Annotated in this window: 30 protein-coding genes and 1 other annotated feature; of the genes, 8 read left to right on the top strand and 22 right to left on the bottom strand. The window is 42.3% G+C overall.

Annotated elements, in window-relative coordinates; genetic code table 11:
- Window positions 1-276: 276 nt before the first annotated feature.
- The 8 genes from spxA to NQ095_RS11635 form a co-directional block, all read right to left on the bottom strand.
- Window positions 277-672 carry a transcriptional regulator SpxA gene (gene spxA / locus NQ095_RS11670; RefSeq protein ID WP_032089161.1) on the bottom strand — a complete coding sequence of 132 codons (396 nt, stop codon included), beginning with the start codon at window positions 670-672 and terminating at the stop codon, window positions 277-279.
- A gap of 303 nt (window positions 673-975) precedes the next feature.
- The gene (locus NQ095_RS11665; RefSeq protein WP_258263657.1) at window positions 976-1,548 is read right to left on the bottom strand and encodes a GNAT family N-acetyltransferase; all 573 of its coding nucleotides are present in this window, start codon (window positions 1,546-1,548) and stop codon (window positions 976-978) included.
- Between the two features lie 293 nt (window positions 1,549-1,841).
- The gene (locus tag NQ095_RS11660) at window positions 1,842-3,035 is read right to left on the bottom strand and encodes a putative glycoside hydrolase (RefSeq protein WP_258263656.1); all 1,194 of its coding nucleotides are present in this window, start codon (window positions 3,033-3,035) and stop codon (window positions 1,842-1,844) included.
- 220 nt (window positions 3,036-3,255) lie between these two features.
- The gene (locus NQ095_RS11655) at window positions 3,256-4,191 is read right to left on the bottom strand and encodes an ABC transporter ATP-binding protein (protein WP_098441028.1); all 936 of its coding nucleotides are present in this window, start codon (window positions 4,189-4,191) and stop codon (window positions 3,256-3,258) included.
- Complete coding sequence (locus NQ095_RS11650) at window positions 4,191-5,261, bottom strand: ABC transporter ATP-binding protein (RefSeq protein ID WP_375162836.1); 1,071 nt, start codon at window positions 5,259-5,261, stop codon at window positions 4,191-4,193. The genes NQ095_RS11655 and NQ095_RS11650 overlap by 1 nt, the downstream gene beginning before the upstream one ends.
- Before the next feature lie 19 nt (window positions 5,262-5,280).
- A complete protein-coding gene (gene opp3C / locus NQ095_RS11645; protein ID WP_258263655.1) occupies window positions 5,281-6,306 on the bottom strand; it encodes an oligopeptide ABC transporter permease in 1,026 nt (341 codons plus the stop codon).
- On the bottom strand, window positions 6,306-7,235 hold the full coding sequence (opp3b, locus tag NQ095_RS11640) for an oligopeptide ABC transporter permease (RefSeq protein ID WP_258263654.1): 930 nt from the start codon (window positions 7,233-7,235) through the stop codon (window positions 6,306-6,308). Before opp3b ends, opp3C begins: the two co-directional genes overlap by 1 nt.
- A 172-nt stretch (window positions 7,236-7,407) precedes the next feature.
- Window positions 7,408-9,057, bottom strand: coding sequence for a peptide ABC transporter substrate-binding protein (locus tag NQ095_RS11635; RefSeq protein ID WP_258263653.1), 1,650 nt, complete (start codon window positions 9,055-9,057; stop codon window positions 7,408-7,410).
- Between the two features lie 509 nt (window positions 9,058-9,566).
- Between NQ095_RS11635 and NQ095_RS11630 the strand changes: the two genes are divergently transcribed.
- Together NQ095_RS11630 and trpS are read left to right on the top strand one after the other, a co-directional pair.
- Window positions 9,567-9,950 (top strand): DUF3899 domain-containing protein, encoded by a 384-nt coding sequence (locus NQ095_RS11630; RefSeq protein ID WP_258263652.1) that lies wholly within the window; start codon window positions 9,567-9,569, stop codon window positions 9,948-9,950.
- Between the two features lie 43 nt (window positions 9,951-9,993).
- Window positions 9,994-10,226: a binding site (T-box leader), on the top strand.
- A gap of 50 nt (window positions 10,227-10,276) precedes the next feature.
- Window positions 10,277-11,275 (top strand): tryptophan--tRNA ligase, encoded by a 999-nt coding sequence (trpS, locus tag NQ095_RS11625; protein WP_258263651.1) that lies wholly within the window; start codon window positions 10,277-10,279, stop codon window positions 11,273-11,275.
- Between the two features lie 112 nt (window positions 11,276-11,387).
- Here the strand turns inward: trpS and NQ095_RS11620 are convergent, their stop codons facing one another.
- The 9 genes from NQ095_RS11620 to NQ095_RS11580 form a co-directional block, all read right to left on the bottom strand.
- Window positions 11,388-12,137 (bottom strand): YjbA family protein, encoded by a 750-nt coding sequence (locus tag NQ095_RS11620; RefSeq protein WP_258263650.1) that lies wholly within the window; start codon window positions 12,135-12,137, stop codon window positions 11,388-11,390.
- A gap of 94 nt (window positions 12,138-12,231) precedes the next feature.
- Complete coding sequence (locus NQ095_RS11615; protein WP_309137638.1) at window positions 12,232-12,486, bottom strand: YuzI family membrane protein; 255 nt, start codon at window positions 12,484-12,486, stop codon at window positions 12,232-12,234.
- A gap of 96 nt (window positions 12,487-12,582) precedes the next feature.
- Window positions 12,583-13,374, bottom strand: coding sequence for a DUF2268 domain-containing putative Zn-dependent protease (locus tag NQ095_RS11610; RefSeq protein WP_258263649.1), 792 nt, complete (start codon window positions 13,372-13,374; stop codon window positions 12,583-12,585).
- 65 nt (window positions 13,375-13,439) lie between these two features.
- Window positions 13,440-14,684 carry a beta-ketoacyl-ACP synthase II gene (gene fabF, locus NQ095_RS11605; RefSeq protein ID WP_258263648.1) on the bottom strand — a complete coding sequence of 415 codons (1,245 nt, stop codon included), beginning with the start codon at window positions 14,682-14,684 and terminating at the stop codon, window positions 13,440-13,442.
- Between the two features lie 51 nt (window positions 14,685-14,735).
- Entirely contained in the window at window positions 14,736-15,668 is a 933-nt protein-coding gene (locus NQ095_RS11600) for a beta-ketoacyl-ACP synthase III (protein ID WP_258263647.1), read from the bottom strand.
- A 194-nt stretch (window positions 15,669-15,862) separates the two neighbouring features.
- The gene (locus tag NQ095_RS11595) at window positions 15,863-16,051 is read right to left on the bottom strand and encodes a ComZ family protein (RefSeq protein WP_034763435.1); all 189 of its coding nucleotides are present in this window, start codon (window positions 16,049-16,051) and stop codon (window positions 15,863-15,865) included.
- The gene (locus tag NQ095_RS11590; RefSeq protein WP_258263646.1) at window positions 16,048-17,016 is read right to left on the bottom strand and encodes a BMP family ABC transporter substrate-binding protein; all 969 of its coding nucleotides are present in this window, start codon (window positions 17,014-17,016) and stop codon (window positions 16,048-16,050) included. The genes NQ095_RS11595 and NQ095_RS11590 overlap by 4 nt, the downstream gene beginning before the upstream one ends.
- A 101-nt stretch (window positions 17,017-17,117) precedes the next feature.
- Window positions 17,118-17,876, bottom strand: a complete 759-nt coding sequence (locus NQ095_RS11585; RefSeq protein WP_258263645.1) for a hypothetical protein — start codon at window positions 17,874-17,876, stop codon at window positions 17,118-17,120.
- On the bottom strand, window positions 17,860-18,603 hold the full coding sequence (locus NQ095_RS11580) for an alpha/beta fold hydrolase (protein WP_258263644.1): 744 nt from the start codon (window positions 18,601-18,603) through the stop codon (window positions 17,860-17,862). The genes NQ095_RS11585 and NQ095_RS11580 overlap by 17 nt, the downstream gene beginning before the upstream one ends.
- A gap of 265 nt (window positions 18,604-18,868) precedes the next feature.
- On the opposite strand from NQ095_RS11580, the gene NQ095_RS11575 reads away from it, so the two are divergent.
- Window positions 18,869-19,036, top strand: coding sequence for a YjzD family protein (locus tag NQ095_RS11575; RefSeq protein WP_309137639.1), 168 nt, complete (start codon window positions 18,869-18,871; stop codon window positions 19,034-19,036).
- 33 nt (window positions 19,037-19,069) lie between these two features.
- Here the strand turns inward: NQ095_RS11575 and clpB are convergent, their stop codons facing one another.
- Complete coding sequence (gene clpB, locus NQ095_RS11570) at window positions 19,070-21,661, bottom strand: ATP-dependent chaperone ClpB (RefSeq protein ID WP_258263643.1); 2,592 nt, start codon at window positions 21,659-21,661, stop codon at window positions 19,070-19,072.
- Between the two features lie 122 nt (window positions 21,662-21,783).
- Window positions 21,784-21,963, bottom strand: a complete 180-nt coding sequence (locus tag NQ095_RS11565; protein ID WP_034763424.1) for a YjzC family protein — start codon at window positions 21,961-21,963, stop codon at window positions 21,784-21,786.
- Between the two features lie 194 nt (window positions 21,964-22,157).
- Here NQ095_RS11565 and NQ095_RS11560 point away from each other — a divergent pair, with 194 nt between their 5' ends.
- Together NQ095_RS11560 and NQ095_RS11555 are read left to right on the top strand one after the other, a co-directional pair.
- The gene (locus tag NQ095_RS11560; RefSeq protein WP_258263642.1) at window positions 22,158-22,967 is read left to right on the top strand and encodes an undecaprenyl-diphosphate phosphatase; all 810 of its coding nucleotides are present in this window, start codon (window positions 22,158-22,160) and stop codon (window positions 22,965-22,967) included.
- A gap of 73 nt (window positions 22,968-23,040) precedes the next feature.
- Window positions 23,041-23,733 (top strand): Crp/Fnr family transcriptional regulator, encoded by a 693-nt coding sequence (locus NQ095_RS11555; protein ID WP_258263641.1) that lies wholly within the window; start codon window positions 23,041-23,043, stop codon window positions 23,731-23,733.
- A 57-nt stretch (window positions 23,734-23,790) separates the two neighbouring features.
- Here the strand turns inward: NQ095_RS11555 and NQ095_RS11550 are convergent, their stop codons facing one another.
- Window positions 23,791-24,099 (bottom strand): metal-sulfur cluster assembly factor, encoded by a 309-nt coding sequence (locus NQ095_RS11550; protein ID WP_060670294.1) that lies wholly within the window; start codon window positions 24,097-24,099, stop codon window positions 23,791-23,793.
- 84 nt (window positions 24,100-24,183) lie between these two features.
- Window positions 24,184-24,957, bottom strand: a complete 774-nt coding sequence (locus NQ095_RS11545) for a prolyl oligopeptidase family serine peptidase (RefSeq protein WP_258263640.1) — start codon at window positions 24,955-24,957, stop codon at window positions 24,184-24,186.
- A 189-nt stretch (window positions 24,958-25,146) separates the two neighbouring features.
- Here NQ095_RS11545 and NQ095_RS11540 point away from each other — a divergent pair, with 189 nt between their 5' ends.
- The 3 genes from NQ095_RS11540 (at window position 25,147) to NQ095_RS11530 (ending at window position 26,411) form a co-directional block, all read left to right on the top strand.
- Window positions 25,147-25,962, top strand: a complete 816-nt coding sequence (locus tag NQ095_RS11540) for a Cof-type HAD-IIB family hydrolase (protein ID WP_258263639.1) — start codon at window positions 25,147-25,149, stop codon at window positions 25,960-25,962.
- Window positions 25,963-26,070: 108 nt separating this feature from the next.
- The gene (locus NQ095_RS11535; protein WP_179886584.1) at window positions 26,071-26,220 is read left to right on the top strand and encodes a hypothetical protein; all 150 of its coding nucleotides are present in this window, start codon (window positions 26,071-26,073) and stop codon (window positions 26,218-26,220) included.
- Window positions 26,220-26,411 carry a DUF3813 domain-containing protein gene (locus NQ095_RS11530; RefSeq protein ID WP_258263638.1) on the top strand — a complete coding sequence of 64 codons (192 nt, stop codon included), beginning with the start codon at window positions 26,220-26,222 and terminating at the stop codon, window positions 26,409-26,411. Before NQ095_RS11535 ends, NQ095_RS11530 begins: the two co-directional genes overlap by 1 nt.
- A 43-nt stretch (window positions 26,412-26,454) precedes the next feature.
- On the opposite strand, the gene NQ095_RS11525 is transcribed toward NQ095_RS11530, so the two are convergent.
- On the bottom strand, window positions 26,455-26,877 hold the full coding sequence (locus tag NQ095_RS11525) for a Gmad2 immunoglobulin-like domain-containing protein (RefSeq protein WP_258263637.1): 423 nt from the start codon (window positions 26,875-26,877) through the stop codon (window positions 26,455-26,457).
- Window positions 26,878-26,919: the final 42 nt, after the last annotated feature.

Here is a 26,919-nt window from a genome sequence, read left to right as displayed (position 1 = left end):
CGCTCCATTGCTGGTGAAGATAGAAGATACATTTAGGTTAGTTTGTACCTTGTACTTCTATTTTATGATAAAACCTCAGAAAATGGAATTAAACTAACACCCATTTTTTCCTCACAAATCCCTCTAGGTGTTTTTGACATTCTAGCGGATATTTGCAGAAAATTCAAGTGATAAAACTTATTCTAATATAAAGGGACTGACCCGAAAGGAGACGCAACGTTCCTTAAAGGGTCAGCCCCTTTTACTTATATATTCCCATACTTAGAAAAGGATACTTTAGTTTACCATTCTTTGAGCTTCGAGAAGTTGGAATGTCCGAACCTTCCTTGGAAGGAATCGTCTGATCTCATCTTCATTGTACCCAACCTGTAGACGCTTTTCATCGAGGATGATCGGACGTCTTAGAAGTCCGGGATTTTTTTGAATCAATTCGAACAGCTCTTGAAGTGGTAAAGTTTCCAAGTCCACATTAAGCTTCTGGAATGTTTTAGAACGGGTTGAAATGATTTCATCTGTTCCATCCTCAGTCATACGAAGGATTTCTTTGATTTCATCAATGCTTAATGGCTCAGAAAATACGTTACGTTCGGTATATGGAATCTCATGCTCTTCTAACCAAGCTTTTGCCTTACGACAAGATGTACAACTAGGTGAAGTGAATAATGTAACCACGAATCATTCACACTCCCTTAAGGATTTTTTATAATTATAGTATAGAGTATTTTATTTAAACATCGTTAATTAAAATTAGTTTAAATAAGAAATCTCTATTATGTATTATACATGAATAACAGTCCCATGAACATAGTTTTAACTAATTTGTCAAATTTCCTATACAGAGGTTTAACATAGCTATATATTTTGTTTCTATTATGGGTTTACCCGATACAACTCAAGCCTAAACATGTTATTGAACATTTCCATATTTTCATTTAGAAAACCTTATTGCGAATAGGCAATAAGGTTTCTCTTTGCTTAAAGATCTTTTAATACATCCCCATCACGTTTTTCATCTTTCTTTAGAACTTCTTCCACGGGTTGATAAGATGCACCATAAAATTTATGGTCATTGTACGTATGAATGAGCTCGTAAGTTTTTTTCATGGATTCGAAGATAAGGTCTTCAGATTCATGTTTGGGAGTCCAATATAGGATTTCCATTTGGTTGATCTCGTTGGTTGCTAGTGAACGGCGTGCATATCCGATGCTGACGGCGTGTTCGAAGCCTTCACGCTTGTAGAATTTCAATCGTTTCTCTGTGTCAGTGTCATCATAGTCCACAGGCTCTACTTCCAAAATGATCGCTTTCTTCTTTACTTTCAACTGATCAAGTAATTTATGGCCGAGGCCTTGTCCACGGGCATCCTTTGAGACAAATAGATAATCGATAAAGATAAAGTCTTCAAGTTCAGCATACATGAGTACATGGTGAGGCCCTTCATCTTTGTGATAGATGTCGCTTCTCTCTTTTAACAGTGACTCAAGATGTTCTTTTGATTTCATTTCCTCTACAGGGAAATATTGATTTAATTTTTCATACCAGTGCATGGATCTACTCCTTCGATTGAATTTTTAAGTGACATTGACTAACGTGATACCATTATCATTCTCAGAAAAAAATTGGTTTATGTTAGATGTTAGTCTTATCCGTGGGATAATCATACGGAATCACAGGCTATACGCCTATGAAGGGGGTAATGTGGTTGAAAGCGGTTAATCTTACCAGTACTTTAATGATAACAATATTTGAAGTCTTTTTCAAATGGGAAGCGATGCTTCGGTCCTGGATTCTCCATAAATGAAAGAAAGACTGACCTGAATGGTCAGGTCAGTCTCTTCTATTAAGGAGTGTAGTCAACGCCTTCTGTATAGGAATTACCTGCATCCCATAGAAGGAATTCATTGATCCCTTGATCATTTAACGCTTTGATCTGCGCCTCTACTTCTGCTTTACCGTACGTTTTATAGTTACCGCTGCCAAGCCAGGAAGCGGTGAAATCCTGCAGCCAAGGTCTTGAGATCGGCTTATTTGTCAATTCGGCTATTTTCGCTTTCTCCACCTTCGAGTATTCCGTCACCAGTTCGTACGGTTGTAGATCCGGTTTCGCTATTCCGAAATATGGTGTCCAATGGCTTGGGTAAATCATGGATGAAATGACATCCACATTCTCAGATATCTTCGAGAAATTCTGACCGATACCAGGTGCCTCCGGAAGAGTTGCCGTATATCCGAAAATATCAACGGATACTTTCACTCCATACGGTTCGAGCTTTTTATGGGCATATTCCACAAAATCAGTAACGGCATGTACACGTTTCTGTACATTATCACTGTCTTCCTTGGCATACTCCCCTCCGTTATAACTCAGTTCATCATCGCGCTTCTCGAATCCTTCAGGGAATCGTACATAATCGAACTGAATTTCCTGAAAGCCCATTTTTGCTGCTTCAATGGCGATACCTACATTATAATCCCATACTTCTTTCAAGAATGGATTGACGAAGGAGTCCCCACCACCATTTGACCAGACCTTATCCCCGTCCTTAAATGACAAGTCAGGGCGCTGATTCGCTAGAACCGTATCCTTGAAAACAACGACACGTGCAATCGGATAGATTTTCTTTTCTTCCAATGTCTTTAACATCGCTTTAGGATCTTTTATATATGGCTGACCCACTTTAGCATACGGGGAAGACTCTTCCGGTTCATATGTTACATTTCCTACGTCATCTTTAATGTCAATGACCATGGCATTAAGATCTGTATCATCCATTAACTTTGTTAGAGTATCAAAACGGTCTCCGCCAGCTGAATGTGCCGTGACATATACCCCTCTTACCGCATCTGGATACTCGAAGCTCAGACCGGAATCATATACAAACCGTGGTACTGGGTTTGTAATCTCTTTTTTACCCATTGAAAACGTTCTCTTCTCATGTACTGCCTGACCATCTTCTGCGGCACTTGCCGACTGGAAGGGCAATACGCATATTGTGACTACACATAGTGATGTCGCTACCTTACTCCATTTCAAAATGAACCTCTCCCCTATTAAGTATGCTATCTAGTAAATTATGTAACTCCTTATACTATTCTAACAAGGAAATTACTTGTAAGAAAAGGGTTATTCCACCTAGTCTTTCGAAATTTCCAAGGAAATGAATATTCTTCAATATATAATATGAATCATTGTTGTAAATAGACTTTATCAAAGGAAAAAGCTCCCCTCATTGAAGGGAGCTATTATCATCCTCTTAGCTTTTATATGATGCTTGATACTGCGCAAATTCTTTCTCGGAACAGTATACGAAATGTCCCGGTACCACTTCACGCATCTCAAGATTGTCATCCTCTGTATAGTTATGAACAGAAGGATTATACTCTTTTCTTCTGCGGGTGCGCTCATATTCTGGATCCGGTAACGGAATCGCAGATAGAAGCGATTGAGTATAAGGATGAAGCGGATTTTTGTATAGGGCGTCACTTGTCGTCAACTCAACAAGCTTACCATAATACATTACACCAATCCGGTCACTGATATACTTCACCATGGAAAGGTCATGGGCGATGAATAGATATGTTAACCCTTTTTCCTTTTGAAGTTCCTGCATCAGATTGACGACCTGGGCCTGAATCGAAACGTCCAAGGCAGAGATCGGCTCATCGGCAATGATGAAATCAGGATCTACTGCAAGTGCACGGGCAATCCCGATACGCTGACGCTGTCCACCTGAGAATTCATGTGGATAACGTCCGGCATGCTCTTTGTTCAGTCCCACTGTCTCAAGCAGCTCATGAACCTTTTTCAAGCGTTCTTCCTTAGAAGAAGCCAATCCATGAATATCGATGCCTTCAGCAATGATGTCCGCTACCTTCATACGAGGATTCAGACTCGCATACGGATCCTGGAAGATCATTTGCATTTTACGGTTGAACTTCTTTAATTGAGAGCGTGACTTCTTCCCATGAACATCTTCACCGTTAAAGAGAACCTGACCGTCCGTCGCATCATAAAGACGAATGATCGTCCGGCCTGTCGTTGATTTCCCACAACCGGATTCTCCAACAAGGCCAAGGGTTTCCCCTTTGTAAATATCAAAGCTGATATCATCAACCGCTTTTACCATATTCGGTTTTCCTGGGTTGAAGTACTGTTTTAAATTCTTAATTTCAAGTAATTTTTCTGCCATTATGAACGAACCCCCTCAACAAGTACCGGCTCTCTATAATTAGATGGCATTTGTCTTTGTCTTACTTTCACTGCTTCCGGTGGCTCAACCTGTGGTGCACTCGGATGCATCAACCAGGACTTTACATAGTGAGTGTCTGATACCTGGTAATATGGCGGCTCCTGCTCGAAATCCACCTTCAGTGCGTATTCACTTCGGAGGGCGAATGCATCTCCTTTTGGTGGATTCAATAAATCCGGAGGGGTACCAGGAATCGCTACAAGCTCCTGCTCACCTTCCGTATCCGTTGTCGGCATCGAACCGATCAATCCCCACGTATACGGGTGACGCGGGTCGTAGAAAATCTCATCGACCGTTCCCGTTTCCACAATCTGACCACCGTACATGACCGCTACACGATCTGCAACATTTGCAACCACTCCAAGGTCATGGGTGATGAAGATGATGGACGTTTCAATTTTATTTTGAAGATCTTTCATCAATTCAAGAATCTGTGCCTGAATTGTAACGTCCAATGCTGTTGTCGGTTCATCGGCAATAAGGATCTTAGGATTACATGCAAGAGCGATGGCGATGACGACACGCTGACGCTGCCCACCCGAGAACTGATGCGGGTATTGCTTAAAGCGGGCTTCAGGGCTCGGAAGACCAACCAGCTTCAGTAATTCAATCGCGCGTTTTTTAGCGTCATTTTTGCTCATATTCTGATGTTTCACCAGTGGTTCCATGATTTGCTTCCCGATTGTCATTGTTGGATTCAAAGATGTCATCGGATCCTGGAAGATCATCGAGATATCTTTCCCACGGATTTTTTGCATATCTTTTTCAGGAAGCTTCGCTAAATCTTTCCCTTCAAAAAGGATCTCCCCGTCTTTGATGAATCCAGGAGGGTTCGGAATCAATCTCATAATGGCTTTGGTGGTAACTGATTTACCTGAACCCGACTCCCCTACAATCGCTAATGTTTCGCCTTTATCTAAATGGAAATCTACACCGCGGACAGCCTGTACTTCTCCACCATGCGTATTGAAGGAGACGTGTAGATCTTTCACTTCTAAAATTTTCGACATATTCATTATCTCCCTTCCATTACTTACGCATTTTCGGATCTAGTGCGTCACGCAGTCCATCGGCCATTAAGTTGAAGCTTAGGATGACTAATGAAATGACAGCTGACGGTACTAGCATCATATGTGGATATGACTGGATAGATCTGTATCCTTCATTAACCAATGATCCAAGAGACGCTTTAGGTGGAGCAATCCCTAATCCGATAAAGCTTAAGAATGCTTCTACATATATTGCAGCAGGCACAGTGAACATTGTCGTAATGATGACAGGTCCCATTACGTTCGGTAGCAGATGTTTGAAGATCAAACGGTTACTGCTTGCCCCTAAGGTACGTGATGCAAGGACGAATTCCTGATTCTTTAATTGAAGAACTTGACCACGGACAATCCTTGCCATGCCGGTCCAACCGGTTATGACCATCGCCATGGTAATCGAAAAAATACCAGGTTCAAATATCAGGATGAAAAGGATGACAACAATCAGATTAGGAATCCCTACCAAAATTTCTATGATACGTTGCATAATGTCGTCGACTCTTCCACCGTAGTAAGCAGAAATCCCCCCGTATGAAATTCCGATAAGGAAATCAATTACTGCGGCTAGTATACCGATGTATAAAGATACCCGAGTTCCATTCCAAGTACGTGTCCATAGGTCACGACCCAGGTCATCTGTACCAAACCAATAATTCTCCTTGATTTGTCTGGATTCATACACATCAAAACCGTCAGCATCTTTACCGTCAAACGGAAGCCAGCTGATTCCTGAAAGCGCTTCGATTTTAGGAGGCAGCTTAGCGTGGCGAATATTTTGATCACTGAATTTGTATTCGTTCATTCCCGGTCCGAATATGGCAAAGAATATGATGATGACAGTGATAATGATTCCAACCAGTGCACCCTTATTCTTTCGTAAGCGAAGCCATGAATCCTGCCAGAAATTTAAGCTTGGACGTGATATTTTTTCTGCCTCATCCCCGCTAGCCTGTTGGGGTTGGAAGAGGTCTGGACTAAGTTGTTCTAGTTTCTTTTTGTTTGCTTCCATTATTTCTTCCCTCCAGCTAAACGAATACGTGGATCAATGATACCGTAAAGAATATCAACCAAGAAAATAACACCAATGAATAAAGCACTGAAGAATAGGGTAATACCCATGATAACTGTGTAGTCATTCGTGTTAATGGATAATACAAACTGTTCACCGAGTCCAGGAACAGCAAAGATCCTTTCAACTACAAGAGATCCAGTCATAACTGCTACTGTCATCGGCCCAAGAATGGTGACAATTGGAATCAAGGCATTTCTAACTCCGTGCTTCACAATGGTACCTGTCTTCGAAATACCTTTGGCAGTTGCAAGTAAAATATAATCTGAGTTTAGAATCTCTAACATTTCTGTTCTCATAAAACGGGCAATGGTAGCTACTACACCAACTGTAAGTGCTAGTGTAGGGAGAATGGTATGCTTATATTCGCCCCAAAGTGCTACAGGAAGCCATTCAAGTTTAACCCCTACATAATATTGCAGCAGTGCTGCAAATACAAAGGACGGAATCGATATTCCGAGTACAGCCATAAAAGTAGATCCATAGTCTAACCAAGTATTGTGTTTAATTGCAGCAATGATACCTACTAACAGTCCTATAAACGTTCCTAATACCATGGCTTGAAATCCTAAAAGTGAGGAAGGACCAATACGACTGCCAAGAATCTGTGTTACCGGGCGGTTATCATATTGGAAGGACAAACCCAAATCCCCTTTAGCCAGCCCGACCATATAGTTGATATATTGTTCTGGCAGCGGGTCGTTAAGACCGTATTTATCCAGGATGATTTGTTGTTGTTCCGGAGACAGCCTTTCTGTGTTTTGCAGTGGAGATCCAGGCAGGAGCTTCATCAGAAAGAAAGTGGCGGTTGCAATGATAAGCAAAGTGATGATCATATAGACGATACGTTGAATAGTATATCTGACCATTCTTTAGCCCCCCTTTATTTATCTTATTTTTTCTACATTTTTAATTATATCTATTTTCGACAAATTTTCAATGTATTTTTACTTTTTTGATAATTATCGACATTCACTGGAAAAGGAGAGCATATGCTCATGCATACGCTCTCCTTTAAAGGTGTGTCTACTGAGTTAATACTTACTCAATTGAAGCCCATTTGTATGAATTATCTGCACCAAATGAATGACGTAGAACATTCTTAACATACGGACGTTCTAGATAAGAAACGCCTTTTTGATACATTGGACTGATCGCTTGATCATCAAACAGGATCTTTTCTGCGTCAATCATTGCCTGCCAGCGTGCATCTAAATCGTCAAGAAGCTCACCTTTAGCTTGTTCAATTTTCTTGTCATATTCAGGATTCGAGTAACCCATTTGGTTATGAGCACCGTCAGTCACGAACATGTCAACGAAAGTCATCGGATCTGGATAGTCAGGACCCCAACCGGCGAATGAGAAGTCATATTGACCTTTCGTTTCTAATTCAAGCTTTTGCTTGAATGGTTGAGCTTTGATACTAACCGTTAAACCTTCAAGGTTTTGCTCAAGTTGCTCTTTCAGGAACTCACCGATTTTCTTAGAGCTGTCAGAGTCATAGTTTAATAGTTCTAATTCAATAGAATCTTTACCTAACTCTTCTTTTGCCTTAGCCCAGTAATCTGCAGCTTTCTTAGCGTCGAATCCACCGAAATCGCCAACCGCTTCACGGTACTCAGTTCCGTCAGGACCAGTTACGAAATCTTTTGGTACTAAGTAGTACGCAGGAATCGATCCGTTATTAAGAAGTACATCAACCATACCTTGCTTGTCATATGCAGCATCAATTGCTTTACGTGCATTAACGTTTTTCAATACTTCATTACCTTGGTTTAAACGTAAGAAGTATACAGATGTTGCAGCTCTTGTTTTGAAATTCTCATCAGATTTGTACTTGTCAACGAATTCAGCTGAAAGACCAGCGATATCCGCTTTGTTTGTTTCATAAAGGTTAACACCAGTAGCAGTATCTTTAACGATGTTGAAATTAACTTCTTTCAACTTAACAGTTTCTGCATCCCAGTAGTCTTCGTTTTTAGAAAGTTTGAAGCTTTGCTCATGCTTCCACTCAGAAAGTGTGAATGGTCCGTTATACACAACCGTGTCAGCTTCAAGACCGAACTTGTCGCCTTGCTCTTCCACGAATTTTTGGTTTTGAGGATAGAATGTTGCGAAAGAAAGAAGAGCTTTGAAATATGGTACCGGAGTTTCAAGCTGTACTTCTAACGTTTTGTCATCTGTTGCTTTAACACCTAATTCTTCAACTGGTAAGTCGCCACTGTTAACTTTAGCAGCGTTTTTGATATCGTACATGATGTACGCATACTCTGCACCAGTATCAGGGTTTAAAGCTTTTTTCCAAGCGTAAACGAAGTCGTTAGCCGTAACAGGATCTCCGTTTGACCATTTCGCATCGCGGATCTTGAACGTGTATGTTTTACCGTCTTCACTGATTTGTGGCTCTTCAGCAGCCATACCAAGAACTGCCTCGTCATTTTCACCTAAACGGTAAAGACCTTCTAAAACGTTGTTCATGACGTTGAAAGAAACAGCGTCAGTTGCCAGCGTGGAATCCATTGATGGGATCTCAGATGCCTCCAGCAAGTTAAGTACCTGTTCTTTCTTTTCGTCAGAACCGCCTGCACCTGATCCTTCTTCACTGTCAGTCTCTTTGTCGCCGCCACAAGCAGCTAAGAAAGTACTGAGAGCCAGAAGAAGAACCAGCAAGAATGAAAACTTTTTCTTCATCTTGAAATTGACCTCCTCGTAAATCTCATATTTATTTATCTTCTAATTTTCAGAAGATTTGTTACTTATTATACATGATAGAGAAATTATTGCAATATGAATTTAACAGTTTTTTTGCTAAATTATCAGATTAGTAGGTATATCGACGTCAAAATACCGTTATATCAACGTTTTGTCTAAACATTTTAGAGAGTTTGTCCCATTACAATTGTTACAATTGTAAATATCATCTAGTTGAAACCACTTTACATTATGGAATGTTTTTAGTCATTTATCCTCCCCTTCTATTATAAATATTAAAACATCAGACTAAATATAAATAATAGAATTAATACTTATTTCCGTTTCTATCATAAATGGAAATAAGATACCGTTCATATGTACGCCCTGCATGGATGTCTGTTTTCTTACCTCAAACAATAACGAAAGAATTGAATATATATGAAGGATGATTGAATTATTCTTCTTTCTTCATGTATACTTTGATTAAAAACATCTTAAGGAGCATTATGAAACGAATGAAATTGTTCAACATACTTACCCTTCTTATTTTTATCATTGCCGTGGTAGTGGCATCACTGCAGGAAAAAGACCTGCTTCTTTCTATTATAGATAGCCTGTTTGTGATCGGGATTGCATATATCAGTATCGGTGCCCTCCTTTATATTTTTGGAAAAGGATTTTTTAACGGGATCGTGTATGCTCTTAAAAGATTTCGCAACAGCACGAAACAGGGAAAGTATATTTCTCAGTTCGATGACCTGGATGAGATGAAAGAAGCTCACGAAGAATATGGAGTACAACGTTCCTACTCCATTACAAGATCCTTTTTACTGATAGGTGGAGTGACACTTGTCCTTTCCATTATCATGACCTATCTTTTGTACACTTGAATTTACCTGTTTTTTTTCATATAATATCTACATATGAATGAAAGTATAAGCATGGATGGAGAGTAGTACTTTTCAGGATGATTAAAAGAGAGCTTGTGGGTGGTGTGAACAAGTATTCATTGGAAAAGGAATGGACTTCGGAGCTTTATGTGTGAAACGGAGTAGCATATAACGGAATGACCTTACGTTAAAGAGGTTCCATGCACGTCATGGACTAAGCTGGCTCTAACGGGCACTTAGGGTGGCACCGCGGAAATGATCCCATTCGTCCCTATTTTCATAGGACGGGTGGGTTTTTATTTTGTGTAAAATTAGGAGGAAATGAAATGAAGACAATATTTAGCGGCATTCAGCCGAGTGGTACGATCACTCTCGGCAATTACATCGGGGCGATGAAGCAATTCACCGAGCTCCAGGAAGAATACAATTGTTATTTCTGTGTGGTTGACCAGCACGCCATCACGGTAGCGCAGGATAAAATGGAGCTGCGTAAAAATATCCGCAGCCTTGCCGCCCTGTATATCGCCTGTGGCATCGATCCGGAGAAGTCCACACTATTCATTCAATCGGAGGTCCCTGCACACGCACAGGCTGGCTGGATACTGCAATGTGTGACCTACATCGGTGAGCTTGAGAGAATGACGCAGTTCAAAGATAAATCTCATGGGAAAGAAGCCGTTTCAGCAGGATTATTGACGTATCCGCCGTTAATGGCGGCTGACATCCTGTTGTATGGAACGGATCTTGTTCCAGTCGGGGAGGATCAGAAGCAGCATCTGGAATTGACGAGAAATCTTGCGGAACGCTTCAACAATAAATACAATGATATCTTTACAGTGCCTGAAGTCCGCATCCCTAAAGTCGGTGCACGGGTGATGTCCCTGCAGGACCCGGTGAAGAAGATGAGTAAATCTGATTCGAATCAGAAGGCCTTTATTACACTCCTTGACGATCCAAAACAGATCGAGAAGAAAATTAAAAGTGCCGTAACCGACTCGGATGGCATCGTGAAATACGATAAGGAAAACAAGCCCGGAGTTTCGAACCTCCTTTCGATCTACTCGATTCTTGAAGGTACTACTATAGAAGAACTTGAAAAGAAATATGAAGGAAAAGGATATGGGGACTTCAAGAGCGACCTGGCACAGGTGGTCGTAAACGCCATCAAGCCGGTCCAGGACCGCTACTATGAATTGATCGATTCCGAGGAATTGGATGATATTCTTGATCGAGGTGCAGAAAAGGCAAACTTCGCCGCAAACAAAATGCTGAAGAAGATGGAAAAGGCCATGGGATTGGGACGAAAAGAGAGAAAGAGGAAATAAACAGGACGACCAGAGACTGCCTGCGCGGTTTCTGGTCTTTTCTTTCGGCTTATTCGCTACCTCCACATAAAAAACCTCAAGCCCTTTAAGGACTCAAGGTTTACTGCGACTATTAATTTACCTTTGGACGATTCTCCACTTCCCATAGTTTCTCGAAAAATGGTTGTCCCTTAATCAGGTTCTCACAGAGAGTGAGGTGCTTGTCCGACCAACCGTACTGGGTTTCTTCATATAGCATCTGCCAAATGTCTTCAAAGTCCATTTCCTGGATGGTGCGGTAGCGCTGTGGTGCCCACTCTGTATACCAATAGCGGATTTCCGCCGTGTTGTTCGAGCTGTGAAGTTGATCAAGCGCCATAAATAACAGTTGCTTGAGCTGTCTTTCTTTCCTCGTCAGTCCACTCATCATATAAGGATTCGGCGAAAGAATGTGGTACGCTTCCTCCCTTTTACCATCCGGCTCGATGGGAAACTGCATCGTTTCATGACTTTCGACCATTTCATACACCAGTTGTTCCTGTCTTGGTATGAGCCTGCTTTTTCTGATTGGGACGGTGTAACCGATTGTATCCACTGCCAGTATCCCGGTACCATCTGTCACAATGAAACAATAATCCAATTGGATCCGTTCGTGGTTTTTTCGCAAATATGCTTTTTGATAGACATTATGGAGCAGTTGTTGAGGTAACTCTGATAGATCATTCTCGATGTAATGATACAGTGTCGTGTCTACTTTAATCAGAGGAACCTGATCCAGTAATTCGATAACGTCCTCTTTTCTCCACTCATGAAAATGGCAGACGTTGTAGCCATTTTCTTCACCTTCGAACCAATTTACCCATACATCATGAAGATATAACATGATTGACCCCTCGCTTTGCTTCAATCTTATTTGTCAATCAGTATAGGCTAATTCGTGTAAATTTATTCCTATTATCCGGGATTTATGATAGTCATTATATTTTTCTGCGGGGTATATAGATCGAGAGGGTGATGATGAGGATTCCCAAAAGGAATAAATAACATTCAACACGTGTCGTGACGAAGAATATATAGTCTGTAAAGGTCATTCCGGTCGTAAGCAAATTTAAATACATGATTAAACTCACTCCGCCTGAAACAGCCAGTCCGAATCCTATAAAGAGCCCAAACATTTGTACCACCATACCTTCCGCCTCTATCCTTGCATTAAGATATTGGAGCCCGTCCATGCTTAGTATATTTTATGAAAGGAACAGGAAGATATGACGGCACAGGGCAGCTTATTTTCAGGAAAACCCCACAGATTCGTCTGTTCTCCTGATATTCTATGGCAAAAATACTGATGACGGTTCTCCTAAGAGGGAAAGGGTTGACGAATCCTGCTTCTTTAAAAAGTGTTGCACCAATCGATAGCCTGAGGAGTAGCCGAGCATTTTAGGAAAGGATTTCTGCCCAAGAAGGAGCTGATCATGAAGGGGAATACTCCGTTTCACTTCCAAATTGGGCTCTATCCATTTTTCGTAAAAACGGGACAATTCTTGTTCGTCATACGCTTTTGTCCAGGGAGCTACATACTTCTCTCCACAGTATTCTTTGACAGCATTTTCTGCCAGACCTTCAAAGATGATGGAGTCAAGGAGCGTGTAGTGGTCCTCCTTTTTGTTTAACCGCTTCATTCGGGCACAGTGATGATATTCATGGACAAATAACGCTTCGTATTCTTTTGGATCTTCCTGGTCAGTCACGAAAAAGAAGATTTCATCTTTAAAGCATACCCCCGATTTTTTCATGGATGATTGGAACATCCCCTTTTTTTCCTGTACGGGGAATAGATAGATCGGGACGCTCGGTCCATTCCACTTTCGCTTATATTTTTTTTCAAAAAGAGCAAATCGTTCCCAAAGTTTCTTTTCTTTCATTTTTTCGTAGATATCTACCGCGAGACGCGCAGAGCGATACATCCCGTGTTTCGTGAGGTATTGATAAAACGATTGCTGATCGTCCTTCCCATTTTTCGTTTTCTTGAGAAGATCCAAAGGCTTATCGATCCAATCCGCCAACCAATCATCTGTAGGAACAACTGCCACCTTCATCCCTCTTTCCATTCTTTTTAACATGTATATGTTAAAGGGGAATGATTCACAACAAAAAGAGCCTGCTACACGTAACAGGCCCGTCTATGTTAACCTTGATATTTTTTGAATACGATGGTGGCATTGTGACCACCGAATCCTAATGAATTACTCATCGCTACATTTACTTCTTGTTTCCTTGCTTCGTTTGCTACATAGTCCAGATCACAATCCGGATCCGGCGTTTCAATATTGATGGTAGGAGGAAGAACACTGTCTTTCATCGCCAGTACAGTGAAAATCGCTTCCACTCCTCCTGCTGCACCAAGAAGGTGTCCCGTCATGGATTTCGTCGAACTCATGGCTAAATTATATGCATGGTCCCCGAACACTTCCTTCACAGCCATCGTTTCGTATTTATCATTATATGGGGTACTTGTTCCGTGGGCATTGATGTAATCCATCTCTTCCGGACGGACCCCGCCATCATCAAGTGCCATTTTCATCGCTCTTGCTCCGCCTTCTCCAGCTGGTGCCGGGGCAGTGATGTGATAAGCATCTCCGGTACATCCGTACCCGACGATTTCTGCATAAATCGTCGCTCCACGTTTTACGGCATGCTCAAGTTCTTCCAGAACGACGATTCCCGCTCCTTCTCCCATTACGAAGCCATCACGATTGGAATCAAAAGGCCTTGATGCTTTTTCGGGATCTGGATTGGTGGAAAGTGCTGTGTTTGCACAGAATCCGGCTACGGACATTTTCGTGATGGGCGCTTCTGCTCCACCGGAAACCATCACATCCGCATCCCCGCGCTGAATGACCTTGAAGGCATCCCCGATTGAGTTTGTACCTGTTGCACAAGCCGTTACGGTACAAGAGTTGAACCCTTTGGCCCCGAGCATAATGGATACTTGTCCCGCTGCCATATCAGGTATGATCATTGGCACGAAGAATGGGCTCACACGGCGATATCCACGCTTTTGGAATGTTTCGTATTGCTGTTCGAATGTTTCCATTCCCCCGATACCTGAACCGATCCATACACCGACTCGATGTGCATTTTCGTCTGTGATATCAAGTTTTGAATCTTTTACAGCCATTAACGATGCAGCAATCGCATAGTGAGTGAAGCGATCCATCTTCCTTGCTTCTTTTCTTTCCACTCCGAACTCTTCGATATTGAAGTCTTTTAGTTCTGCCGCTACTTTAGCAGGATACTCATCGGCGTTTAAACGCGTCAAAGGCCCTACCCCCGTCTTTCCGGCCAAAATATTCGACCAGGTCGATTCCACATCATTACCTAATGGCGTGACGCTTCCTAATCCTGTCACTACTACACGTTTCTTATTCATTCTAATCCATCTCCTTTATCTGCAAGTTGTCGATAAGCTTCTGATACTCAATTATTTACCCCAGCGCATAATAATCGCGCCCCAAGTTAAACCGCCACCGAATCCTACCATGACGACAACATCATTCTCTTTCACTCTTCCCGCTTCAAGATCTTCCACTAAAGAAACCGGGATAGAAGCCGCTGAAGTATTTCCATATTTATTTACGGTCTTAGACATTTTTTCCACCGGCAGCTCAAGTCGTTGCCTTGCTGCTTCCATGATACGGATGTTGGCCTGGTGTGGAATCAGGAAATCTACGTCCTCTTTCCTTAACCCTGCCTTTTCAATCACATTTATACTGGATTCACCCATTTGACGAACGGCGAACTTAAAAACTTCCCGACCGTTCATGATCAATTTTTCATCCTGATATAAGTGCTTCGCTCCTGAACCGTCCGATCCCAATTCAAAGGCAAGAATACCCTTGCCGTCCGGAACGGGTCCAAGGACCGCCGCACCGGCAGCATCCCCGAACAGGACGGCTGTGTTACGGTCCTCCCAGTCAGTGATTTTGGATAATTTCTCCACACCTACCACAAGGACATTCTTATACGCACCATTATCAATAAATTGCTTTGCCGTAATCATACCATACATAAATCCTGCACATGCTGCACTGATATCCATTGCAGCAGCCTTCTTGGCTCCCAATCGTTCTTGTAGGAGACAGGCAACAGAGGGGAATGGATGATCCGGGGTAACGGTTGCAACCATGATCAAATCGATTTCCTCGGGATTGATTTCCGCATCAGCAATTGCCTTCTTGGCAGCTTCAAAAGCCATATCAGAGGTATTCGTTTCATTATTAGCTATTCTTCTCTCTTCAATGCCTGTTCTCGTACGAATCCATTCATCCGAAGTATCCACCATTTTCTCAAGGTCCGCGTTTGTTAAGATCTTTTCAGGAAGATATCGTCCAATTCCAATAATACCTGTATTCATACTGGCGTTCCCTACTTTCATTTATAATTTTTTACTATACTTAATGGTTATTATCAATTATTAAGACTTGGTACTAATTTTATCGAAGATTTCTACTTTCTGCAATTATTTTTTACTTCTCACTACCTTCTACACGTTTTTTGACTTAATAAAAAACGGGCCACCGAACATTCCGATGACCCGTCCTTTAATAACTATTCTTTATGTAAGGCATCCTGCTTGCCTAATTCGTAGGCTTCACTCATCACCTGGGTGAAAAGCGTCATGAATGGCTGCAGCATTTCAGGAGAGAACTCGACACCTGCTTGATCGAGTTGTTCCTTCGCTTGAGGGAAGTATTTCATGGCAATCTGCATAAATTCCATCGTTTTATCTTGATTCATTGTTTCGATTCCTTTCCATTCGGCAATTTGCCGGTGTCAATATAGTCATTTACATGTTGCTTCATTTCAGATTGAAAATCTTTCGGAATGAGGGGACTGAATTTCCCCATGGAGATCACACCGTCTTTAAAATCAAATTCCAGGTTGCCTGATTTGAGCTCATCTTGCGCAAACCTTTCGGCAACTACTCCATATAACTTATCAGCCTGCTGGACAGTGCTGGTCAGGACCGTTGATTCCCCAAGATCGGATTGATCGGATACGTACCCTATGGCATAAAGTCCTCTTTCCTTAAGCTTTTCGATTACAGCTACATTATAGCCGTCTCCAGCAGGATATACAACATCGATACCCTCATTCAGTAAAGTGTCCAACTCTTGAAGGGCCCTCGCTTGATCGTCCCAATGATTGGTGTACTCCACCTTAATCTCTGTCTCACTGTTTTGATACTTCGCTCCATCTATAAAACCTTGAACTTCAGGCTGCCAATCAAAGGCTGCAATCACACCGATCTTTTTCGTTTTCGAGTGAAAGGCAGCTGTCATTCCTCCGAAAAAGCCCATTGCATATCCTTTGAACTGTAGGCTTGTCGTGTTTTTTTCCGAGGCGTGTCCGTTAAAACTGACGAAATGCATGTTAGGGTGCTCCCCTGACAAGTCGTTAAAAACATCTGCATACTCACTTCCGTGTCCAAATACTAAGGTGACATCATTATCATCAAATTCCTCTACTGCCTGCTTGATTGATGTATCATTCTTCATTCCCTCTTTATAGAAAACGTCTGCATTATAATCGGATTGTATTTTTAATAATCCCCTGTATCCTTTTGTCCCCCATACTCCATCATTCACTGCTTCCGGAACAAGTAAACCAACCTTTTCTATCTCTTCGCTGTTCCCTGCTGAACAACCACTTAGTCCAACGAGGAATACAATCAGGATAAACATGTAACATTTCTTACTCATGTGCAGCAACTCCTTTAAAGCCCATGCAGCATCTATAAAAGGTTCATTACATCATCCCTATTTTACCCTCACCTCTATCCACATGAAAAGAAAAAGTTTTCTCATTCCTCAATTTCATGCAAGCGTATCCCTTTTTCTTGTTGATCAATGATGCTCCTGTGAGACTTGGATGGTCTGACGATCACTTCTTTTCCAACTGATTCGATTTCACGGTGATCAGCTGAAAAAATTTCATCTGTAATATATGATAGAACTTCATTCCAGCTCCTGTTTGATAGAGGTTTCAAGGTGTAGGTATCTTTCTTTGAGGAAAGCTTGACAATCATACCCGCTGCATCCTTCACATAAATCGCCCCCGAGGGATCATCCACATAGTCCGTTACTTCCCCTCTGCCGGTCAAAATCTGTGTAAACAGAAATTCTTCCGGTTGATGGATGCCATATAACGTTGGAAGGTAAAACACTGCGCCCTCCTCTTCTAGATTTCTGTTTCCTTTTCCAATAGAATAGATTCGGATCTTATGGAAGGGTTGGTCCACTTTTGAGAGCAATTTATCTACTTCTGTTAAAAACCCTGCTCTATCTCCTCTTCCCTGGTCATAGTAAGGAAGGAAAACACTGGAGCCTTCGCGTACGTTCTTATCCCATTCCCCATAGGGAACATACTCCAGGTTTGCATTCCTTCCAATTTCCATCCATTTATCCACCGTCTCTTTGTCCTCATCGATGGCAGTCACGGTCCATCCTTTTTCCAGAAGGGCATTACAGAGTTCGAAGCCTAAAAACTGTTGTGCAGCAAAAACGATTGCATGATGGTTCAAGTCAATCACTCCAATTTTTTTGTTATAACTCTTTCTCATGCAGGGAAAAGTAAGAGGCGATCTTCCCTCCAAGAGACCCTCGCTTCTCAGGAAGAACAAAGAATAGATCCGTTGAAATTCCTTTTGCTAAACGCTCCGTATATATATCTTTTATGAGAGTGAATTGATTTTTATAACGGTTTAGAGTCATTGACTGAACAATATACAGGGGAACAGGGATTTCCTGGAATATTTTGTAGTTCTGTGATTGTTGTGAAATGAAGGCTTCACAATCCTCTTCCATCATCTTCAGCATGAAGGAAAGTTCCTTTATCACTTTTTTATAAAAGAATTTCTGTTCCTTTTCTTGTTCTAAATGGTCATAGAGCGATACACATGGGGAGAGAAGGATGGCACTTCTAATATCATTTGCCAATTTCGGATAGAGATTTTTCAATACTAATGCTCCCATTCCTTCAGCCAATATGTGAATCCTTCCATTGATGATTTCATTACGTTTCACATGCTGATAGAGTCGCCTGGCCAGTTGTACGGCTTGATCGCTACCCCAATTCGCTCCATACAGATTACTATAATATACAATGTACCCCTTGGCTGTCAGCTCTTGAATCCACTTATATCTTGCCTCATGCTGCACCCAGAAACTGCTCTTTTCGTCTACATAGTGATGGGAGTCCCCAATAATCATTACAGCGAATCCATTTGGTCGTTCAGGGTAATGGATCATGCACCACTCTTGCTCTAATTGAAACAATCGCTGATACATTTAAATTTCTCCTTTTACATACTAAGTCTCTATAGTTTATGTAAGGAGACTGCATTTGTAAGGAAGATAGCCCATAGAGAAACATTAATTTATGTAAATTCCGGCCACTTTCTCCAACGGGATGACAGGGTTTACATTTCACAGATTAGTCATTTATTAATTGCGAAAGCTGTGGTAAACTAATAAAGATTGAAATGAGTGACAACATACGATTGAATGTGTTAAATACATAGGAATGAGGTGACTTGGCGTGAGATTTTTTTGGATGTTCTTCTGGGCTTTTGCATTGTCCGAAATGCTGACTTACGTTGTTAGTTCTATGAATGGAAACGAATTTCATTTTCAAACAGGATTAATCCTTTCCGTTTGTTTCACGGTATTGGTATTCCTGATCACGCTTGTTATACCAAACGAGCCTGTAGAAAACCATTAAGAAAAGCAGCCAAATCCGGCTGCTTTTTTTAGATTAATGAATCGACAGACCATTTTCACCTGCATCAATCGTGATGGTTTGACCCTGTCGTATGTTTCCGGCAATGAGCTCCCTTGCAAGCTTAGTCTCGATTTCCCTCTGAAGGTACCTTTTTAAAGGACGTGCTCCATAAACGGGATCATAGGCGGATTCTGCGATGAGTTCTTTCGCCCCTTCCGTAAGGGAAAGGATGATTTGCTGCTCCTCAATCCGTTCCTGAAGGTCCTCAATGAGTTTATCAATGATCCCCTTTATATTTTGAATGCTCAAAGGCTTGAATAGGATAATGTCATCCACCCGGTTAAGGAATTCAGGGCGGAAAGCAGACCGCAGCTGGCCCATGACGAGATCTTTCGTTTCGGAGTCAATCTCTTCTTCCCCTTTATTCCGTTCAAGGAGGTGAGCAGAACCGATATTGGAGGTCATGATGATCACCGTGTTTTTACAATCAATGGTCCTCCCTTGAGAATCGGTTATCCGGCCATCATCAAGCATTTGCAGAAGAATATTGAATACTTCGGGATGAGCCTTTTCAATTTCATCCAGTAAAATGACAGAATAGGGTTTACGCCTGATTGCTTCTGTCAGCTGACCGCCTTCTTCATAGCCTACATATCCAGGGGGTGCCCCGATCAAACGGGAAACCGCATGCTTCTCCATATATTCAGACATATCGATTCGGATCATCTGTTCTTCACTGTCAAATAACGTTTGGGCGAGGGTCTTCGCAAGCTCTGTCTTCCCGACTCCTGTCGGCCCTAAGAAAATGAAGGAACCAATCGGTCTGTTCGGATCCTTGATCCCTGCCCTTGCACGAATGACGGCATCACTGACCAGTTGAACGGCTTCATCCTGCCCGATCACCCGTTCATGAAGAATGTGATCAAGCTTCAACAACTTCTCCCTTTCTCCTTCTACAAGCTTTGTGACCGGGATCCCTGTCCATCTCGCCACAATATTCGCCACTTCTTCTTCTGTCACTTCTTCACGAAGCAGGCGCCCTTCCTGTTCTTTCATCATTTCCTGCTCTACCGCCTCAAGCTCCTTTTCCATTGCCGGAATCCGTCCGTGCCTGAGTTCAGCGGCTTTATTCAAATCATAATCACTTTCGGCTTCTTCCAACTGGCGCCGGAGTTTCTCTAATTCTTCCCGCTTCTCCTGTACGACGGAGATGCTTTCTTTCTCCTGCTCCCATTTTAATTTCATGCTATTCGCTTTTTCCTTCAGATTGCTTAAATCTTCACGGATACGTCCGAGCCGCTCTATACTTGCAGCATCTTTCTCCTTATTCAACGCTGCTTCCTCAATTTCGAGCTGCATCACTTTACGGGTGACTTCATCGAGCTCTGAGGGCATCGAATCGATTTCCGTCCGGATCATGGCACATGCTTCATCGATTAGGTCGATGGCTTTATCAGGGAGGAACCGGTCTGAGATATAACGATCAGACAGCCTGGATGCAGCTACGATGGCCCGGTCATGTATATTGACTCCGTGGTGGATTTCAAATCGTTCCTTCAATCCTCTCAGGATGGAGATCGTATCCTCCACGTTTGGTTCCTGTACGAGCACTTGTTGAAAGCGTCTTTCAAGGGCAGGATCCTTCTCTATATACTTTCGATATTCATTGAAGGTCGTTGCCCCGATACAGTGAAGCTCCCCTCTGGCCAGCATCGGTTTCAGGATATTCCCCGCATCCATGGCACCATCTGTTTTTCCTGCACCGACAATCGTATGGAGTTCATCAATGAAAAGAAGAATGCGTCCTTCACTCTTTTTCACTTCTTGCAAAACGGCTTTCAATCGTTCTTCAAACTCGCCCCTGAATTTCGCTCCTGCGACTAAAGAGCTCATATCCAGCTCGAAAATCGTCTTATCCTTCAAGCCTTCAGGAACATCCTTACGAACAATCCTCTGGGCAAGACCTTCCACGATGGCGGTTTTGCCTACTCCCGGCTCACCGATCAAGACGGGATTATTCTTCGTTTTCCGTGAAAGAATGCGAATGACGTGTCGGATCTCACTATCTCTCCCGATAACAGGATCGATTTTCCCTGACCTCACATCAGCCACAAGATCCCTTCCGTATTTCTTTAGCGCTTCATATTTCACTTCCGGGTTTTGTGTCGTCACCCTGCTCCCTCCTCTTAGCTCTTCAATGATTTCTCTTGCGTTTTTTTCCGTTACCCCTTGATGTGTTAAGTATAGGGTAATCGGATGATTCTTCTGCTTCCACAGGGAAAGGGCAAGATGCTCAATGGAAATATAGTCGTCTTCCCATTTCCGTCTCAAACTCTCACTGTCCGCGAAGAGTTGATGGATATCCCTTGAAAGGTACTGTCCATATTCAATACCTTCCCCCTCTACTGCAGGGATGTCTTGTAACTTCTCATCAATCCATTCAGTCAAAGCCTGAATGGTTACCCCCGCCCGCTCATATATGGTACGAAGGAAGCTACCTCCCGACCCGAGAAGGGATTTCCATAAATGAATGGCGCTTACATCTGTATGTAGCTTTTCCTTCGCCATTTGACCAGCCGAAACCAATCCTTCCTGAATGCTGTGGGTCATATTATCAAGATTCATTGTCTACCACCTCGCATTTGACCTTTATTGACCTTTAATTGCATTATATCCCTTTCTTCGGAAAAAGGGAAAGAAAAAGGAACAAGGGCCGCCTTGTTCCGGGGCACCCTTGTTCCTGATGGTTAAGGTTTTCTCATATATGACCAAAGACGGTTGTGATTGGAGTTCTCAGGAAACCTGTCCCCTGCTTTCAAACGCAGTTTTTGCGGATTCTTCACCATGCTCCCGGTTTCACCGATTTCTATATACTCACCATTGTTCGGTGCTTTTTCCCCGGCCCTGAATTGTCGTGACTGTCCCATTTTTACCCCTCCTTTTTCGAAGCGATGCTTCCTTCCTATTTTTCTACAAGCATGACCTTTCATGCATGCCAGATGAAGGATAAATATAATATTCACGTTACGGTTCGGTTAACATTCGGAAAAAGCCTTTACAGTCTTTCCCTTTATGGTGTTAAATTAAAAAATGTGGAGAAAAAAAGCTTGGAGGATATACAATGGATTTTTATTTGATTATGAAATACTTATTTTTGGGGATTTTTCAAGGGTTCACGGAACCGATTCCGATCTCATCCAGTGGACATCTGTTGCTCGCCCAGCATTTCCTTGGAATCAAAGACACAACGCTGACCTTTGAAATTCTGGTCAATACGGCTTCGTTACTCGCCGTGCTCATCGTTTACCGGGAAGACATCATGCGACTTATCGTGAATGGACTCGGTTATTTCAAACAGAAAACACCCGAAACAAAACGTGATTTTCATTTCATTATATACTTGCTGATCGGGACAATCCCTGCCGGGGTGATCGGTGTACTATTCGGCGATGTCATTGAGGAACACCTTACTTCTGTCATCACGGTAGGCATCACACTCATCGTGACAGGTATCGCCCTATGGATGATCCGTAACCTGAGAGGAAGAAAGAATGATGGAGACTTAAATGTAAAGGACGCGATCATCATCGGTCTTGCACAGGCAGTTGCCCTCATCCCTGGAATCAGTCGTTCAGGTGCCACGATCGTTGCGGCCATGGCAAGCGGTATGAAGGCGGAAACAGCCCTGCGCTTCTCGTTCCTTCTTTATATCCCCGTCAGCGTTGGCGTCATGGTATTTGGAATAAGCGACCTGATGGATGATCCGAATCTCGCTTCCATGGCGATTCCATATGTCGTTGCCTTTATTGCATCTTTGATCGCTTCTTACTTCTCTTTGAAGTGGTTCATGAATATTATGGCTAAAGGAAACTTAAAGTATTTTGCTATTTATTGTGTCGCCGTTGGAGCTGCCGTCCTGATTTTCACATAAGCCTTCTATTCGCCCGCGTTCCTTTGTTAAGCTTGTTAAAATAAGACATTTTTTATGGAAACGGTGTGATCTCATGAGTGAGAATGTTGAAGTCCCTTCCGAGATAAAACAATTATTCATCGAGAAAAAGTCGGTGAGAACCTTAAAAAAAGGAAGTTTTTTGTTTCAAGAAGGAAAAGCGGCTCACGAGTTATATTTAATCAGAAGCGGCCGGGTTCAAATAAGCAAAATCATCCCCGATGGACGTGAATTATCCCTGCGCATCTGTTCAACTGATGACGTCATCGGAGAATTGACTTTATTCAGTAAAGTGGCCCACTACATGCTCAGCGCGAAAATACTCGAGGGCACGACGGTTTATGTTTTACCGAAAGAAAGGTTTGAAGAAACTCTGTCCCAAAACGGTGATTTGACAATACAATGGCTGAAATGGATACAGCTTCAAAATCAGCAGAATCAGACAAAGTTTCGCGACCTCATCCTTCATGGAAAAAAAGGAGCCCTGTATTCTACCCTGATCCGCATGGTCAATAGCTACGGAAAAACCGTTAAAACCGGTATTCTGATCGACCTGCCCTTAACTCACCAGGAATTGGCCAATTTTTGTGGATCATCCAGGGAAGTTGTGAACAGATTATTGAGTGAATTGAAGAAAGACGGCGTCCTAATGTCGGAAAAAGGATACATCACGATCTTGGATCTGGATTATCTGAAAAATGAAATTGACTGTGAAAATTGCCCTGTCTCCATTTGCAGGATCGATTGATCCAAACCTAAAAACCCCCTGAAGCAAGCCTGCTTCAGGGGGTTTTTAGGTCGGTTATTATCGGATCCCCAATGCGATTTTCGCATAGCGGGACATATTGTCTTTGCTCCATGGTGGATTCCAGACGATGTCAACCTCTGTTTCTTTCACTTCGGGAATGTCACGCAATGCTGTTTTCACCTGATCCACAATGGTTCCGGCAAGGGGGCAACCCATTGACGTAAGGGTCATGGTGACTGTTGCTTTACCTTCTTCATCTAGATCCACATCATAAACTAATCCTAAATTAACTATGTCTATTCCTAATTCAGGGTCGACAACCTGCTCTAAAGCACCCATCATATTATCTTTAAGATCTTGATCCATGCTAATCACTCCTTTACGGTTATACTTGTCTCTTACCCATTTTCATTACTCATCTTAACAAATAACAACGTATAAGACAAAAGGTTAAGCTGTTAAATGCTTCTCGAACCACTCGACAAGCCGTAACACGCCTTCTCTCGTCACTTTATGATCTGCTTTATCATCTTCAATGAAAAGCAGATGGTCTTCACGTTCCTCATAATAAGGCAATATGCTGTCATAGAATTCCCTGGTCAAATGGAAGGGGACGACTTTGTCGCGCTTTCCATGCCAGAACATGAGTGGCCTGCCCCCAAGCTTCTCGGGTTGAAGGCTTAAATCGTAATGGGCAAGCTCACTCATCATGCTTTCGATTTCCCCCTCGCTAAATGGCAGATCATATCCCAGCGATTCCACTTGATCAAGCTGTGCCTGTGCAAATTTTACATATGCAGGGTTCCCCATCAGTGAAACGGCTGAAGAGATCCATTCATATTGAGTAAGGGCACCCAATGTGACGATTCCCCCCATGGATGTTCCTGCAACACCAATTCCATTTGGTGCGATCAGCCCTTTTTCTTCAAAGTGCTCTTTCAATATGGATAATTCATGAATGGTATTCAACACGATCTTCCAAAAGACTTCTCCTAATTGATATTCTGACTTTCCAGAAGATCGTTCTCCGTGCTCTAAACAATCCGGGAGTATCACTCTGAACCCCTTTTCAGCAAGAAGGTATGCGTAGTGAAGATTATGCTCTTTCGCACTCGTAAAGCCGTGAATAAAGAAGCATATCGGTATCGGTTTATTCATGTCTTCTTCCTTCACAAGATGAAGAAATGGGATCGTTTGTATGTTTGATTTATCAATAAGAATCATGGTGGTTCTCTCCCTCCTGATTGCTTTTCACTTTACTATGATATCCTAGATTTGGTAGTATGTATAATATTTAAATCGAAGGCGTATGTAAATTTTTCTTTAAATCTATGTGCAGTCGGTGGACAACTTTCCGGGTGTAACGCTACACTAGAATAGCCTTCATACCAACAAGATTGGGGATTTGTATTCATGAACTTACAAGAAAAACATCTAATTGTTCTGGATCTCGATGGAACATTATTAACCGATGAGAAAAAAATCTCATCCAAAACACATGATATATTAAAAAAAGCTCGTCATAAAGGGCATGAAGTGATGATTGCAACAGGCAGACCGTTTCGTGCAAGTGAACTGTATTATCAACAATTACAGCTCAGTACGCCCATTGTCAATTTCAATGGAGCATTCGTACATCATCCGACCGATCCAACATGGGGAATCTACCATGAACCGATGGATCTAAAAGTGGCAAAACAAATCATCGATGCATGTGATGATTTTCCATTCCGTAACATTGTCGCTGAAGTAAAGGATGATGTCTATCTTCATTATCATGACGAAAAGATCATCGATGTATTCATGATGGGGAATCCATCCATTTCAACAGGTGATATCCGCAACGTATTATCCGATCACCCTACATCCATGCTCATTCACGCTGAAGAAGAGGATGTAGCCGACATTCGTGCCCATTTAGATGATGTTCATGCAGAATTGATCGATCATCGCCGCTGGGCAGCACCCTGGCATATCATTGAGATCGTTAAATCCGGATTGAATAAAGCGGTTGGGATAGAGCGTGTGGCTTCTTCTTTGAACATCCCTCAAGAAAGAATCATCGCATTCGGGGATGAGGACAACGATCTGGAAATGCTCGCCTACGCGGGAACAGGTGTGGCCATGGGAAATGCCATTGATCCACTGAAGGATATTGCAAATGCTGTGACTCTTTCGAATGAAGAGGATGGCATCGGGCGCTACCTGCAAAAACGCTTCGATCTCTAAACCTGATGGAAACGGTGGGTAAATCTTCTTACTGTACGTTCCCCCTCCGAGAGCCATACTAGAAAAGAACGCATCCAGCGTTCCAACTTGCACAAGGGGTGGTAAGTGATGGGTAGAAATAAATCGAAACGATTTGTACAACAAGGTAAAATTGCTGTATCAAAACATGACGAACGTATCCCATATCATCTGACGTATGCAGAAGCAGAGGCTAAGAAGCTTGCTTCACATGGTGACGGTGCAGGGGGGCTGGAATAATGAGCAATCCACTTTTCCAGCAGGCACGTAACGCTGTATCTTCAGCCAAGCAGGCATGCAATACGGGAGAAAACGCTCAAATGTCCATTGATAAAGCGAAGAATGCTTTGTCATCTGCTTACGCTAACTCGAATGTGGAAGAACAGAAGCAGCTTCACGCTCTTCAAGATGAGTTGAGCCACCTATCATAAGCAATAAAACAGGGTTGCCCGTAAAAAGGCAACCCTGTTTATTTTATGGAAGAGCGACAATATAAGAATGAATGACCTTCCCGTCTTCCTTATCCCGCTCATATAGATTTAAGAACAGCTTTCCTGTTCTCGCTTCCATTTCAGGAAGGATGATGGAAAATTTTGTCCAGTTAGGAGCTTCTTTATTCACTTTTAGAAGAGTTTCTGATAGGACGACCCTATGACCATCTTCCACCGAATAGTAAAAACTTCCACTTGATACACGGGCTTGTCCACTAACCGTATAGCGACCCTTGACCTCCATTACCTTCACGTCTTTAAAGGAAGGATTTCCCTCTGCAACAGTAAATGATTTCACTTCCCCAAAATGGTGATCGACACTTTCCATATAGAGGCTTGCTTCCATGGTCATTGGTGCACCCAAAAACATGATAAAGCTGATCAATAAATATACGATGGCTTTCAAGGTGATACCCCTTTCTATCTAGGTTCACCTATAGTATTTGTT

Source organism: Rossellomorea sp. SC111 (assembly GCF_024733565.1).
Taxonomy (GTDB): domain Bacteria; phylum Bacillota; class Bacilli; order Bacillales; family Bacillaceae_B; genus Rossellomorea.
This window is presented reverse-complemented; position numbering and strand designations above follow the sequence as displayed.

What these genes read in the sequence shown, in the direction of transcription:
- NQ095_RS11665 (WP_258263657.1), bottom strand. Translation starts at nt 1,548, where the DNA reads ATGCACTGGTATGAAAAATTAAATCAATATTTCCCTGTAGAGGAAATG.
- NQ095_RS11655 (WP_098441028.1), bottom strand. Translation starts at nt 4,191, where the DNA reads ATGGCAGAAAAATTACTTGAAATTAAGAATTTAAAACAGTACTTCAAC.
- NQ095_RS11650 (WP_375162836.1), bottom strand. Translation starts at nt 5,261, where the DNA reads ATGTCGAAAATTTTAGAAGTGAAAGATCTACACGTCTCCTTCAATACG.
- opp3C (WP_258263655.1), bottom strand. Translation starts at nt 6,306, where the DNA reads ATGGAAGCAAACAAAAAGAAACTAGAACAACTTAGTCCAGACCTCTTC.
- opp3b (WP_258263654.1), bottom strand. Translation starts at nt 7,235, where the DNA reads ATGGTCAGATATACTATTCAACGTATCGTCTATATGATCATCACTTTG.
- NQ095_RS11635 (WP_258263653.1), bottom strand. Translation starts at nt 9,057, where the DNA reads ATGAAGAAAAAGTTTTCATTCTTGCTGGTTCTTCTTCTGGCTCTCAGT.
- NQ095_RS11630 (WP_258263652.1), top strand. Translation starts at nt 9,567, where the DNA reads ATGAAACGAATGAAATTGTTCAACATACTTACCCTTCTTATTTTTATC.
- trpS (WP_258263651.1), top strand. Translation starts at nt 10,277, where the DNA reads ATGAAGACAATATTTAGCGGCATTCAGCCGAGTGGTACGATCACTCTC.
- NQ095_RS11620 (WP_258263650.1), bottom strand. Translation starts at nt 12,137, where the DNA reads ATGTTATATCTTCATGATGTATGGGTAAATTGGTTCGAAGGTGAAGAA.
- NQ095_RS11615 (WP_309137638.1), bottom strand. Translation starts at nt 12,486, where the DNA reads ATGGACGGGCTCCAATATCTTAATGCAAGGATAGAGGCGGAAGGTATG.
- NQ095_RS11610 (WP_258263649.1), bottom strand. Translation starts at nt 13,374, where the DNA reads ATGTTAAAAAGAATGGAAAGAGGGATGAAGGTGGCAGTTGTTCCTACA.
- fabF (WP_258263648.1), bottom strand. Translation starts at nt 14,684, where the DNA reads ATGAATAAGAAACGTGTAGTAGTGACAGGATTAGGAAGCGTCACGCCA.
- NQ095_RS11600 (WP_258263647.1), bottom strand. Translation starts at nt 15,668, where the DNA reads ATGAATACAGGTATTATTGGAATTGGACGATATCTTCCTGAAAAGATC.
- NQ095_RS11595 (WP_034763435.1), bottom strand. Translation starts at nt 16,051, where the DNA reads ATGAATCAAGATAAAACGATGGAATTTATGCAGATTGCCATGAAATAC.
- NQ095_RS11590 (WP_258263646.1), bottom strand. Translation starts at nt 17,016, where the DNA reads ATGAGTAAGAAATGTTACATGTTTATCCTGATTGTATTCCTCGTTGGA.
- NQ095_RS11585 (WP_258263645.1), bottom strand. Translation starts at nt 17,876, where the DNA reads ATGAGAAAGAGTTATAACAAAAAAATTGGAGTGATTGACTTGAACCAT.
- NQ095_RS11580 (WP_258263644.1), bottom strand. Translation starts at nt 18,603, where the DNA reads ATGTATCAGCGATTGTTTCAATTAGAGCAAGAGTGGTGCATGATCCAT.
- NQ095_RS11575 (WP_309137639.1), top strand. Translation starts at nt 18,869, where the DNA reads ATGTTCTTCTGGGCTTTTGCATTGTCCGAAATGCTGACTTACGTTGTT.
- clpB (WP_258263643.1), bottom strand. Translation starts at nt 21,661, where the DNA reads ATGAATCTTGATAATATGACCCACAGCATTCAGGAAGGATTGGTTTCG.
- NQ095_RS11565 (WP_034763424.1), bottom strand. Translation starts at nt 21,963, where the DNA reads ATGGGACAGTCACGACAATTCAGGGCCGGGGAAAAAGCACCGAACAAT.
- NQ095_RS11560 (WP_258263642.1), top strand. Translation starts at nt 22,158, where the DNA reads ATGGATTTTTATTTGATTATGAAATACTTATTTTTGGGGATTTTTCAA.
- NQ095_RS11555 (WP_258263641.1), top strand. Translation starts at nt 23,041, where the DNA reads ATGAGTGAGAATGTTGAAGTCCCTTCCGAGATAAAACAATTATTCATC.
- NQ095_RS11550 (WP_060670294.1), bottom strand. Translation starts at nt 24,099, where the DNA reads ATGGATCAAGATCTTAAAGATAATATGATGGGTGCTTTAGAGCAGGTT.
- NQ095_RS11545 (WP_258263640.1), bottom strand. Translation starts at nt 24,957, where the DNA reads ATGATTCTTATTGATAAATCAAACATACAAACGATCCCATTTCTTCAT.
- NQ095_RS11540 (WP_258263639.1), top strand. Translation starts at nt 25,147, where the DNA reads ATGAACTTACAAGAAAAACATCTAATTGTTCTGGATCTCGATGGAACA.
- NQ095_RS11535 (WP_179886584.1), top strand. Translation starts at nt 26,071, where the DNA reads ATGGGTAGAAATAAATCGAAACGATTTGTACAACAAGGTAAAATTGCT.
- NQ095_RS11530 (WP_258263638.1), top strand. Translation starts at nt 26,220, where the DNA reads ATGAGCAATCCACTTTTCCAGCAGGCACGTAACGCTGTATCTTCAGCC.